A 12,743-nucleotide genomic window follows, 5' to 3' on the forward strand; every position below is an offset into this window, starting at 1 on the left:
AGACGGGGTCTATCATTGTTGCAGGAGCCGCGCCAAGCGTAGGCCAAATCTGCTCATTCAATGCTTCGCGGGTGCTTTCAGCCATGGAAATCGATGCACTGTTGTCAACATTGTCGCAAAAAAACGGTTCGGATCTCTTCCTTTCCACCGGCGCACCACCGAGCGCTCGCATTGATGGTGTGCTGACGGCGCTGAGCGATCAGCCATTCAAACCCGGCGAAACCGCGGCCATCGCCACCTCCCTGATGGACGCCGAGCAGCGCCGGGAGTTCGACCGGGATCTTGAAATGAACCTGGCAATCTCCCGAACGGGCGTCGGCCGGTTCCGGGTGAACATTTTCAAGCAGCGCAACGACGTTTCGATCGTTATCCGCAACGTCAAGCTCGACATCCCGCGGTTCGAAGACTTGAAACTGCCGCCGGTGTTGCTGGAAACGGTGATGCTCAAACGTGGCCTGATTCTTTTTGTCGGCGCTACCAGTTCGGGCAAGTCGACCTCCCTGGCGGCGCTCATCGATCATCGCAACCGTCACAGTGCCGGACACATTGTTACCATTGAAGACCCGATCGAATATATCCATCGGCACAAGCGCTCGATCATCAATCAGCGTGAGGTTGGCGTCGATACGCGCAGCTTTCATGCTGCACTGAAGAACACTTTACGCCAGGCACCGGACGTCGTCCTGATTGGTGAGATCCGTGACCGCGAAACCATGGAGCACGCGCTCTCGTTTGCCGATACAGGGCATCTTGTGTTGTCCACGTTACATGCGACCAATGCCAATCAGGCGCTGGATCGCATCATCAATATGTTTCCCGAGGAGAAGCGCGAGCAGCTGTTGCAGACATTGGGCAACAACCTGAAAGCCTTTATCTCTCAGCGCTTGGTACGCACTGTCGATGGCCAGCGCAGGGCGGCCGTGGAAGTGTTATTAGGTACGCCGACTGTCGCTGATGCGCTCCGTCGCAATGAGTTGGCTGAGTTGAAAAGTATCATGGAGAAATCCGAAGACTCAGGCATGCAGACATTCGATGCTGCACTGTTACAGTTAGTCCTTGCGCGTGTTATTACAGTAGAAGAAGCTTTGAAAAACGCGGATTCGACAAACAACTTACGGTTAGGCATCAAGCTTAAACTTGATTCTCCAATCAACGAAAAAGCATCAACAGGGGATTGGGGGTTGGTGGAGTAAGTTGTCGTGTCTGTAGGCTGCTGAGCGGTCAGGTGATCGATGTTTGAAATCTAGACTAATACTTGGTTAGTTGTGGTTTGGCCTGTTTTTATTAGATTTGCGATCTCGATAGCAAGTCCATGTAAATAAACAGGTCAATAAAATGAAAAATCGATGTGGTGCAGGTGCTCTTTCCAAATTGAGCGCTGCCGATAATGTGCGTTGTTCTGCCGCAGATGAATTAGAACGAATGGCACTTCTAGGCCAGTTGAAAAGATTTCTTGTTGAAGCTCCGGAAGACGTTGCACGGGATATTTCAAACGACGACCAAAAGATCATCTGGCTCTCGCCTGAATCCTCTTTTGGACGGTTACAGAAACCGGCCAGCGAGATGCTTCAGGATCTGATGAGCTTACTCGGCTCCGGCACCTACAGTAGGGTTACGTCTTCGGGTGAAATTCACATATACGTTACTCATGAAGGGTGGATGGATGTATCGGATAACGTCAAGAGTAATCCCGACGCGAATGAGAAGTTCGAGAAGTTAGTTGCTATTGCAGCAGGTCTTGGTGGATTCGTTCACCTTGATAACGCAGTGCTGTTGTCGCAGTGGTTGCGTTTTCACGGGTTCAACGTGCCGGATGACAGAGAAAAACTAGAAAGCTTGATTGGCTTTTTGGAGTGGAAGTGGCCTGAAGGAGATAATTTTGGTAATTACTGGGGGCAGATAACTGGGCTAAATGATACGTCGATCACCTTGACACCACAGCAGTGTGCAGAGATTCGCGCGGTGACGAGTAAACTTTTCCCTGCGAATGAGAATCTACTTAACACAATCTTCAGAAGCGTCAGACCGTATAACGTTACTACCGTTAATTGGGACAGCGCTAACGAGGTCGTTGCAATGCTGGTTCGTCATCCAGCGTCGCAGAAAATTGCCAAGGAATACGTCATTGCATTGGACTGGTGGGGGGCGAAGGATTCCGAGGAAATCAGTGGTGACGATCTAGCTCAGGTATTGCTCACCGCAATAATTTTGCAGTTGGATTCATCCATAGGCGTTACTGGCAAGCGCAACTGCATCGGAACCTTTGATATATACGATTCGAGCACCATGGCTGATAGGCCGTTATATGCCATACGTGAAAATTTTGAGGCTTACCTTGTAGCAAAGGGCCATTCGCACTCGATTATTCCTCTCGCTTCCCACCTGCTCCTGGCTCATGTAGCGCCTTGTCTCCTGGTTAAAAATCTGCCCCAAGAGCTTTACGCTGGCTCGATCGGCTGGGTGACGTTTTGCCAGGCGGTGAGCTTTATCGAGATCAATTGTCGAGGCGTCTCTCGCTTCATGACATATGAACAAGTCATGAAGTTTGCAAGCATGGAAACGGTCAGCCCGGTACTGGGGGAGCTGCAAGGTATAACTGCGATCGACCCTATCATTGACTGGGCATTGGTGAATGAAGTCATCACTCATGAGCAGCTGAACACGTCTGCTCTTACAGCAGCTCAAGACGCTTTGAATGCGTATAAAACGCACGTGGATGATATTGTTTTGGGAATCAAGGCATTTGGGGCGGCTCCGCCCAATCGGAAACGACTGGCGATGACTGCATTGAAGCAGGCGGTTGCTGATTTTGATGTTATTGAACAACCTCTTTTGCGTCCTGAGACTTATTCTGCAATGAGAGTGTCGATGCTTGATCTTCATATCGAAGGGTTGCTGGCGTCCGGAACATGGGATTGGAATAAAGAGCCCGGCATTTTCGATAAGTATCCGCAGCTTTTGGCCTTGCCTGCCATCAAACCAGCATTCGAAGCTGAGCTCGTTAGCTACCACTGCAATATTCATAAGGCGATGGCTTCAAACATAAAGCTGGCGATAGCAGGAATGCCTCGAGCCGATCGAGATGTCTTTGCCTCAAGCAAGATCACGTTTTTTACTGTACGTCCTTCGGTTGCAGAGATTTACTATCCGTCATCGGCTAATTATAACTTGGTCGGCGCGGGTAATCAGCCACCCAAAAATATCGAAGTTCAGCTCAAAAAAGACCAGGCGGTGGGGCGGTTCGGCGTAATTATGATAGCTTCCTTCGGGAATAATCAGACTTTATGCTATGAAATGTTTACCTTGCTGGGGGAGTGCAGAAGGAACGATGAGCTAGGCAAATTGATTATTTATACCCAAAAAATGAACATGCCTGGAAGGGTTGAATATACAGGGAAGCCCAATGATGCATTTTTCCCTTTGCCCCCCACGCATAACGTTCCAACTGATTTCGATAGCTACATTGTCGGAAAAAAGCCGTCGCCGAATGCCTCTGGGATTATGGTTATAGAGAAACTTGGCACTGTTATGGCTCCGACTTCTGCGTCGCGGGTCGTTCGTAATCATTATCAGTTTTTCGTAAATGAGCATATCGAAAATATTGCCCAATTTGTTGTGAAGAATAGACCATTGGGCAGCCTCCAGGATTTCAGGGAAGTCTTCACCGAATACACTGATAAAGAGCGTGCGGAGAACACTTATAACGAGGTGCTGACGTATATTATTGACCTGTGTGTCCCGTTCAAGAAATGTATCGAAGACTTGGCTTCCGGAAATAGAAATCAGGTGGTTGACGGAATTTACGCGTGCACGATGGATGCTATCGGTATCTTCTTCACTGTACTGGGTGCCCCGGCTAAAATTCTGCATATCGCAGCCAAAACAGTTTCGTTGACGGCAAAAATCGGCAGCCTCGTCAGGTTTGGCATTTCTCTGACAGTCTCGACTTTCAATCCGATTGATGGATTGCCAACTGCTGGATACCAAGCGTCGAAAGCATTGTTCAAAAGCGTCATGCATTTGGGCGCGTCGGGCGCAAAAGTCGTGGAATCTGCCGTTGTCCAGATGAGCAGACTCACCGGTACGGCGCGGGAATTTCACAAGCTGGCGAATGCTACCGATGTTGGTTTCGGGAGGTGGCGCCCGCTTGGAAGCACCGCGTCTTCTTTCAATGTCTGTGCCATCAAGAAAAGCAGTGAGTGGTACGCGGCCAATCGGCTAGGTAAGCCGTGGGGAAAACGACTCGTCAATTTCGACCTGCAAGAGAAGTTTAGTCTGCCATTACTGCAGAAACCGGTTCCGGGTGTTTTTACAGCTCACATTCTCGAGCGCAGTCTGCCACTGGCCCGTTTCAAAATAGACAGCGCAATTGAAATGCTGGGCTCGCCGGCGCTGAATTTCAAAACCGACCCCGCGATTGGATTGTTTTTTGGCAGTACCTCGGCGGCGCGTGACGAATTGTCCAATCTGCTAAGCGCCATCAGGCTGGATTTCGGCGGAACGTCCGCCAGTAATTTCCTGTTGGATAGCCTGAAACTAGATGATGGCGTCATTGAGGTAAATCCATTCGATTACAGCAAATGGAAGAGCGCAGGAGCTACAGATAAAAAGCGTGTTCAGTACATGACGGTCAATACACGTAACTTCAACCAGCGATTCAGCCTGACAGGTTACGGCGAAATCGCTGATGACCTCATCCACGAAATGATTCGGGTCAACCCCGCCAAGACCAGTCTGATCACTGCCGAGGGGGCGACCCGAGATGGTAAGGTCGGTTTGGATGTGGCGCCTTTACTAAACTTGGCAAAGGGACGCTTGCCCCGGTCTGAGCCTATCACTGGCAGTTTTCACGAAAGTGCTCAAGCGCTCCTCAATGCAGACTCGCTGATGCTCGTTATTGCCTTGCTCAGTTTGTTGAAAACAAACGAAGCGTTGTTTTCGCTGAATCTCAGCATCATGCGCGCAGCGATCGAAGCCAGTGGAGATCAGCCCCTCACCGGTGAAGTTGTAATACAGCTGAATTGAGGCTGCGCCAGACGAAATTCAGTGTTGAATAACTTCGTTCATGGCCAGTTCGCGCCGATCCCGAAACTGCTCCAGCGCTTCGGGATTGGCCAGTGCATCGGTATTTTTCACTGGCCTCCCATGCACGACATCGCGCACCGCCAGCTCTACGACTTTTCCGCTGATGGTGCGCGGTATATCGGTTACTGCGACGATGCGTGCGGGAACATGCCTGGGTGTGGTATTGGCGCGGATCACTTCGCGGATTCGGTGTTCAAGCCCTTCATCCAGCTCGACGCCGTCGCGCAAACGCACGAACAACACGACGCGCACATCCTCCTGCCATTGCTGACCGATGGCGACGCTGTCCAGCACTTCACTGATTTTCTCGACCTGCCGATAAATCTCCGCCGTGCCGATGCGCACGCCGCCCGGATTCAACACCGCATCCGAACGGCCATGGATCATCATCGCTCCATCGCGCATTTGCTCGGCGTAATCACCCTGTGCCCAGACGCCGGGAAACTGGCTGAAATAAGACTGGTGCAGTTTTGTGCCGTCGGGGTCATTCCACAAGCCGATCGGCATCGCCGGGAAATGCCGTGTGCAGACCAGTTCACCTTTCTCACCGATCACCGGCTGGCCAGCGTCGTTCCACACCTCGACGGCCATGCCCAGGCTCTTGCCCATGATTTCTCCGCGACGTACCGCTGACAGCGGGTTGCCATTGACGAAGCACGAAACGATGTCGGTGCCACCGGACATCGAGGCCAGACACACCTCGGTTTTGAAGTCGCGATAAACGAAATCGTAGCTTTGCGGTGACAAAGCCGAGCCTGTGCACAGCAGCGTTTTCAAACTGCTCAAATCATGGCTTTCCCGTGGCCTGGCGCCGCTGCTTTCCAGCGTCGCGAGGAATTTCGGACTGGTGCCAAACACGCTGATGCGTTCATCGTCGATCAGGTCGAGCAGGCGCTGGTGATCCGGGTGGAACGGCGAGCCGTCGTAGAGCACCACGGCGCTGCCCACTGCGAGTGCCGAGACCAGCCAGTTCCACATCATCCAGCCGCAGGTCGTGTAGTAGAACAAGCGATCACCGGGACCGAGGTCGCAGTGCAAACCATGTTCCTTGACGTGTTGCAGCAGCACGCCGCCGGTGCTGTGGACGATGCATTTCGGCACGCCAGTGGTGCCGCTGGAGTACAGCACGTAGAGCGGATGATTGAACGGCACCGGGGTGAAAACCGGTTCGCCGCCGGGTTGATAGAAGTCTTCCCACAAGCAGACATCAGCGTGGGTTTGATAATCCTCGATGCGCGCTTGCGGACGGGCGTACGGGACGATGATCAACTGCTGCAGTGACGGCAGTTGTGCAAGGATTTCGTTGAGCTTGGCGGTCTGATCCAGGGTTTTTCCGGCGTATTGATAACCGGCACAGGTGAGCAGCACTTTCGGTTCGATCTGGCCAAAGCGATCGATCACGCCGTGGGTGCCGAAGTCGGGCGACGAGCAGGACCAGATCGCGCCGAGGCTGGTAGTGGCCAGCATCGCCACCAGGGTTTGCCAGGTGTTGGGCATGCACGCCGCCACGCGATCACCCCGGCCAACGCCCGCCGCGCGCAGGCTCGCCTGAAACCCGGCGACCTGTTCGGCCAACTCGGCCCAGGTCAGTTGTTCGCGCTGACCATTCTCTGCAACTGCGATCACGGCCACGGCATCGTCGCGTCGGCGCAACAGGTGTTCAGCGAAGTTCAGGGTCGCGCCGGGGAACCACTCGGCGCTGGGCATTTCTGCACCTTCACGCAAGACGGCGTCGGGCTGAGTGTGGAAGCGGATGTCGAAGAAATCGACGATCGCCTGCCAGAACGCCGGGCGCTGATCGATGCTCCATTGGTGCAGGGCAGGGTAGCCGTCGAGCTTGAGCGAATGCCGCTGATTGATATCGCGCCGGAAGGCATCCATACGCGAACCGGCGATACGCTGGGTGTCGGGTTGCCAGAGAATATCGGACATGGGCTTGCCTCTTCTTATCGGATTCGTACAGGCCAGGGAGATCGTTCCCTGTGGGAGCGAGCCTGCTCGCGAAAGCGTTGTCTCAGTATCCCGAACTGTGTCTGATAAACCGCATTCGCGAGCGGGCTCGCTCCCACAATGGCCAGGTGTTTATTGCGCCAACCAGCCACCATCAATGTTCCACGCCGCGCCGCGCACCTGGCTGCCGGCTTCGCTGCACAAGAACAGCACCAGCTCACCCAGATGCTGCGGTGTGACAAACTCCAGCGAGGGCTGTTTTTCCGCCAGCAGATCATGCTGCGCCTGCTGCGGATCGACCCCCTTGGCCGCGCGATCGTCGATCTGCTTCTGCACCAGCGGCGTCAACACCCAGCCCGGACAGATCGCATTGCAGGTGACATTGCTGGTCGCGGTTTCCAGCCCGACCACTTTGGTCAGGCCGATCACGCCATGCTTGGCGGCAACGTATGCGGCTTTGCCGGTGGAGCCGACCTGGCCATGCACCGAGGCGATATTGATAATGCGCCCCCAGTTCTTGCGGCGCATGCCCGGCAGACTCAAACGGGTGCTGTGGAACACCGATGACAGGTTGATCGCAATGATCGAATCCCAGCGCTCAACCGGAAACTCTTCTACCGCCGCAACGTGTTGAATGCCAGCGTTGTTGACCAGAATGTCGACGCCGCCAAACTCGCGCTCGGCGTAGGCGACCATGTCGGCAATCTGCGCCGGGTCGCTGACATCGGCGGGATGATGGCCGACCTTGCCGCCGAACTGAGCGACTTCGGCGATCACCTTCGAAGCATCGCCGAAGCCATTGAGAATCAGGTTGGCGCCAGCCTTTGCGAGGGTCAGCGCGATGCCCAGGCCGATACCGCTGGTGGAGCCGGTCACCAAAGCTGTCTTGCCGGAAAGAGTGCTCATGAATACCTCACACAATACCAGTGGCGTAGAAAGTGCCGATCACCACGAAAACCGCGAGGGTCTTGATCAGCGTAATACAGAAAATGTCTTTGTAGGCTTCGCGGTGGGTCAATCCGGTCACCGCCAGCAGGGTGATCACCGCGCCGTTGTGCGGCAGGGTGTCCATGCCGCCACTGGCCATCGCGGCCACGCGGTGCAGCACTTCCAGCGGGATATTCGCCGCGTGCGCCGCGCTGATGAACTGCTCGGACATCGCCGCCAGCGCAATGCTCATGCCGCCCGAGGCCGAACCGGTGATGCCGGCGAGCAGCGTCACGGTGATCGCTTCGTTGACCAACGGATTGGGAATCTGCTTGAGCCAGTCGGCCAGCACCAGAAAGCCCGGCAGCGAAGCGATTACCGCACCAAAGCCGTATTCAGACGCGGTGTTCATGGCCGCGAGCAACGCACCGCTGACCGCACTTTTGCTGCCTTCGGCGAGCTTGTTTTTAATCGCCTTAAAGCCGAACGCCAGCACCATGAGGATGCCGACCAGCAACGCCGCCTGCACCGCCCAGATCGCCGTGAGCTTGGCGATTTCGGTAGTGACCGGCGCGGCCATGCCCGGCAGTGCGAGGCTGTGGGTCTTGCCATACCACTGCGGAATCCACTGGGTGAACAGCAGGTTCATGATGCCCACGGCCAGCAATGGCGACAGGGCAATCCACGGGTTGGGCAGCTTCAGGTCTTCGGCAGTTTCCGGTTCGTTGCGCAGTTCAGTGCCGTAGCCTTCGCCGGCACGTTGCGCCTTGTTGCGTTGGCGCTGCAGAAACAGCATGCCGGCGCAGAACACGAAAATCGTGCCGATCACCCCCAGCCACGGCGCCGCCCATGCGGTGGTGTTGAAGAAGGTGCTGGGGATGATGTTCTGGATTTGCGGCGTGCCGGGCAGGGCGTCCATGGTGAACGAGAATGCACCGAGGGCAATGGTCGCCGGAATCAAACGCTTGGGGATATTGCTCTGGCGGAACATCTCCGCTGCAAACGGATAAACGGCGAATACAACGACGAACAACGACACGCCGCCATAAGTGAGCAGGGCGCACACCAGCACGATCACCAGCATTGCTTGTTTGGTACCGAGCAGGCGAATCGCAGCGGCGACGATCGAGCGCGAGAAACCGGACAGTTCGATGAGCTTGCCGAACACCGCGCCGAGCAGAAATACCGGGAAGTAGAGCTTGATGAAACCGACCATCTTGTCCATGAACACCCCGGTGAACGCGGGGGCAACGGCGGACGGATCGGTCAGCAGCACCGCGCCGAGGGCGGCGATCGGGGCGAAGAGGATGACGCTGTAGCCACGGTAAGCGGCGAGCATCAGCAGCGTCAGGGCTGCCAAGGCAATGATCACACTCATGGTGTGTCTCTCCAGATTGTTATTTTTGTGGGTGAAACGGGTGTGGAGAGGTGTTAGCGATTACTGTGCCAAATACCTAACATGTTGATATTTATAGATATTTCATGAAGGAGTGGGATTGTGCTGAAGAATTTGTCTCGTTTGTGAGACAGAAAAGATCGCAACCTTCGGCAGCTCCTGCAAGGAAATACGTATCTACCCTGTAGGAGCTGCCGAAGGCTGCGATCTTTTGATCTTTAAAAGCCGATCCAAGATATGAGATCAGCGTCTCTTTATGTAGACTCGACAATCCCCAGCGCAGCCATTTTCTTGTACAGCGTCGACCGCCCCAGACCCAGCCGAACCGCAGCCTCCGGTACCTTCCCCGCGCATTGCGCCAGGGTCGATTCGATCAACTGCCGATCAAAGCGCGCCCGCGCCTGCGCGAATGTCTCCCGAGCCGATGCGTGCGTGCTCGGCTCGGACGTCCGCGCAACGGGAGTAAACGTGCCAATCGCCCCGCGAATATCCTGCTCGGTCAGCATGAGGTCATCACTGAGCAACGCCGCCCGCTCCAACACATTGCGCAACTCACGGATGTTGCCCGGCCAGGCATGCTGGCCCAACAGCGCCAGCGCATCGCGGTGCAGTTCATGCTGGCTGCGCAGTTCTTCGAGAATCGCCTCGCTCAGCGCCGGCAGATCATCGAGACGTTCGCGCAGCGGCGGCACCAGGATCGGCAGGACATTGAGGCGGTAGTACAAATCGGCGCGAAATTCGCCGCGCTTGATCGCTGCCTGCAAATCCGTCGACGTCGCGGCGATTACCCGCACATCGCTCTGAATCACTTCATTGGAGCCGACCGGCTCGAACTCCTTTTCCTGCAACACGCGCAACAGTTTGCTTTGCAGCGGTAGCGGCATATCGCCGATCTCGTCGAGAAACAGTGTGCCACCCTGAGCGATTTGTAATTTACCGGTGCGGCCCTTGCGGTCAGCGCCGGTGAAGGCGCCGGGTGCCGTGCCGAAAAATTCGGCTTCCAGCAGCGCCTCGGGAATTGCCGCGCTGTTGATGCTGACGAAGGCTTTGTGCGCGCGCGGCGAAGCGCTGTGAATGGCTTGTGCGAGTAACTCTTTGCCAGTGCCGGTTTCTCCCAACAGCAACACGGGCGAATCAGCGCTGGCGCTTCGTCGAGCACGTCGTTTGACTTCAAGGCTGGCGGCGCTGGTACCGATGAAATGGGCGAAGTTGTATTTGGTCTGCCGCGCACGCAGCAGTGAGCGGGTCGAGGCCAGTTCCTCCTGCATGCTCAGGTAGCGCTTGAGCATCGGCGACAGCGTGCGCAACTCGTCGAACAGGGCAAAACCGATGGCGCCGATCACGCTGCCGGCATCGTCGTGGATCGGCAGGCGCATCACCACCAGCGGCTCCTTTGGCGTGTCCTGCATGTCCAGCAGAATCGGCCGACCGGTGCGCACCACCTCGCGCAGCAAACTCCCGGGAATCACGCTTTCGCAAGGCTTGCCGATAGCGCCTGCCGCCGATTCGAGACCAAAGCGCCGGGCATAGCGTTCGTTCATCCAGACGATGTTCGCATCGCGATCGACAATCACCGTGCCCTCACTGGATTGCTCGATGATCTCGAACAGCGAACGGATCGCCAGAGTGCGCACCCGTTGGTAGTCCTTGAGGCTTTCGGTGGTGTTCATGGAGGCTGGTCCTGATTGTTTATTGCCGGTACCGATCCCCTCGCGAGCAGGCTCGCTCTCACAGGGGCCTGCATTCCAAATGTGGGAGCGAGCCTGCTCGCGAATGCCGCGCCGCGAATCAGCAGAAAATACCTACCCCGGATGCACCGCCGCCAGCAGCTCTTTGGTGTAGGGATGCTGCGGGTTGTCAAACACGTCGTGACTGGCACCACGCTCGACCACCTGACCGTCCTTGATCACGATCATGTCATGCGCCAACGCGCGCACCACCGCCAGATCATGGCTGATAAACAGGTAGGTCAAACCGTATTTCTCCTGGAGATCACGGAGCAGGGCGACCACTTGTTTCTGCACGGTGCGGTCAAGTGCGGAGGTTGGCTCATCGAGCAGGATCAGCGCGGGTTTGAGCACCAGAGCCCGGGCGATGGCGATGCGTTGGCGTTGGCCGCCGGAAAATTCATGCGGGTAGCGATGGCGGCTTTCCGGGTCGAGGCCGACTTCCTTGAGCACGCGAATCACTTGCTCATCACATTCATTAGCGGTCGACTCGCAATGCACTTCCAGACCTTCGCTGATGATCTGTGCCACCGACATGCGCGGGCTCAGGCTGCCAAACGGGTCCTGAAACACCACCTGCATCTGCCGCCGCCACGGCCGCAGCTGCTTTTGATTGAGGCCGTCCAGCGCTTCGCCCTGAAAGCGAATGCTGCCCTCGGAATCCAGCAAGCGCAGGATCGCCTGACCCAGCGTCGACTTGCCCGAACCGGATTCGCCAACAATGCCCAAGGTCTTGCCGCGCTGAATATTCAGACTGATGCCATCGACTGCGCGCAGATACTGCTTGTGCCTGAACAGCCCGCCGCCGACCTGGAAATCGACGCGCAGGTCAGCGACTTCCAGCACATTTTCACGTTCGTCACGGGGCAGGGCTTCACCTTCCGGCTCAGCGTTCAACAGCACGCAGCTGTAAGGGTGTTTGGGTTCGGTGAACAGGGTTTCGCAGGGTGCCTGCTCGACGATCTCGCCAGCCTTCATCACACACACCCGCTGCGCGATGCTGCGCACCAGATTGAGATCGTGACTGATCAGCAGCAGCGACATGCCCAGGCGCTGTTGCAGGGACTTGAGCAGCAAGAGAATCTTGCGCTGCACGGTGACATCCAGTGCCGTTGTCGGCTCGTCGGCAATCAACAACTCCGGTTCGCAGGCCAGGGCCATGGCGATCATCACCCGTTGCCGTTGCCCGCCAGAGAGTTGGTGCGGATAGGCTTTCAAGCGTTCCTTGGGTTTCTGGATGCCGACCAGCCCGAGCAATTCGAGAATGCGCTGCTGCGCTTGCTTGCCGCCGAGGCCGCGGTGCAGCAACAGAGTTTCGCCGATCTGCTTTTCGATGGTGTGCAACGGATTGAGCGAAGTCATCGGCTCCTGAAAGATCATGGCGATGCGATTGCCGCGCAGTTCTCGCAAGACCTTCGGATCAGCACCGAGCAACTCCTGCCCGCGATAGCGGATGCTGCCACGGGTTTGCGCCTCGCTCTCAGGCAGCAGTTGCAGGATCGAATGCGCGGTCACCGATTTCCCCGAGCCCGATTCGCCGACCAGAGCCAGGCACTCACCGGGGCGGATATCCAGGCACAGGTCACGCACCACAGTCTGACCATGGAAGGCGACATTGAGGTGGCGGATTTCAATCAGGTTTTCAGTCATGGTCACGC

General features: G+C 56.2%; 7 protein-coding genes. 2 read left to right on the plus strand and 5 right to left on the minus strand.

The window, feature by feature from the left end; translation table 11 throughout:
* Positions 1 to 83 precede the first annotated feature (83 nt).
* Both PSH90_RS11930 and PSH90_RS11935 read left to right on the plus strand, forming a co-directional pair.
* Positions 84 to 1,193, plus strand: a complete 1,110-nt coding sequence (locus PSH90_RS11930; protein WP_095179759.1) for a PilT/PilU family type 4a pilus ATPase — start codon at positions 84 to 86, stop codon at positions 1,191 to 1,193.
* Between the two features lie 142 nt (positions 1,194 to 1,335).
* Entirely contained in the window at positions 1,336 to 5,025 is a 3,690-nt protein-coding gene (locus tag PSH90_RS11935; protein WP_305382863.1) for a hypothetical protein, read from the plus strand.
* An 18-nt stretch (positions 5,026 to 5,043) separates the two neighbouring features.
* On the opposite strand, the gene PSH90_RS11940 is transcribed toward PSH90_RS11935, so the two are convergent.
* The 5 genes from PSH90_RS11940 to PSH90_RS11960 all read right to left on the minus strand — a co-directional run bounded on the left by PSH90_RS11940 (position 5,044) and on the right by PSH90_RS11960 (position 12,735).
* A complete protein-coding gene (locus PSH90_RS11940; RefSeq protein ID WP_305382864.1) occupies positions 5,044 to 7,017 on the minus strand; it encodes an acetoacetate--CoA ligase in 1,974 nt (657 codons plus the stop codon).
* Between the two features lie 150 nt (positions 7,018 to 7,167).
* The gene (gene hbdH / locus PSH90_RS11945) at positions 7,168 to 7,941 is read right to left on the minus strand and encodes a 3-hydroxybutyrate dehydrogenase (protein ID WP_305382866.1); all 774 of its coding nucleotides are present in this window, start codon (positions 7,939 to 7,941) and stop codon (positions 7,168 to 7,170) included.
* 7 nt (positions 7,942 to 7,948) lie between these two features.
* On the minus strand, positions 7,949 to 9,340 hold the full coding sequence (locus PSH90_RS11950) for a GntP family permease (protein WP_305382868.1): 1,392 nt from the start codon (positions 9,338 to 9,340) through the stop codon (positions 7,949 to 7,951).
* 272 nt (positions 9,341 to 9,612) lie between these two features.
* On the minus strand, positions 9,613 to 11,028 hold the full coding sequence (locus tag PSH90_RS11955; RefSeq protein ID WP_252869358.1) for a sigma-54-dependent Fis family transcriptional regulator: 1,416 nt from the start codon (positions 11,026 to 11,028) through the stop codon (positions 9,613 to 9,615).
* A 132-nt stretch (positions 11,029 to 11,160) separates the two neighbouring features.
* A complete protein-coding gene (locus PSH90_RS11960; RefSeq protein WP_305382870.1) occupies positions 11,161 to 12,735 on the minus strand; it encodes an ABC transporter ATP-binding protein in 1,575 nt (524 codons plus the stop codon).
* Between the last annotated feature and the right edge of the window lie 8 nt (positions 12,736 to 12,743).

It is taken from the genome of Pseudomonas sp. FP1762, assembly GCF_030687105.1.
Lineage (GTDB): Bacteria > Pseudomonadota > Gammaproteobacteria > Pseudomonadales > Pseudomonadaceae > Aquipseudomonas > Aquipseudomonas siliginis.

Bases quoted from the DNA above. Each gene is read 5' to 3' on its own strand.
- PSH90_RS11935 (WP_305382863.1), top strand. From the start codon at position 1,336: ATGAAAAATCGATGTGGTGCAGGTGCTCTTTCCAAATTGAGCGCTGCC.
- hbdH (WP_305382866.1), bottom strand. From the start codon at position 7,941: ATGAGCACTCTTTCCGGCAAGACAGCTTTGGTGACCGGCTCCACCAGC.
- PSH90_RS11940 (WP_305382864.1), bottom strand. From the start codon at position 7,017: ATGTCCGATATTCTCTGGCAACCCGACACCCAGCGTATCGCCGGTTCG.
- PSH90_RS11955 (WP_252869358.1), bottom strand. From the start codon at position 11,028: ATGAACACCACCGAAAGCCTCAAGGACTACCAACGGGTGCGCACTCTG.
- PSH90_RS11950 (WP_305382868.1), bottom strand. From the start codon at position 9,340: ATGAGTGTGATCATTGCCTTGGCAGCCCTGACGCTGCTGATGCTCGCC.
- PSH90_RS11930 (WP_095179759.1), top strand. From the start codon at position 84: ATGGAAATCGATGCACTGTTGTCAACATTGTCGCAAAAAAACGGTTCG.
- PSH90_RS11960 (WP_305382870.1), bottom strand. From the start codon at position 12,735: ATGACTGAAAACCTGATTGAAATCCGCCACCTCAATGTCGCCTTCCAT.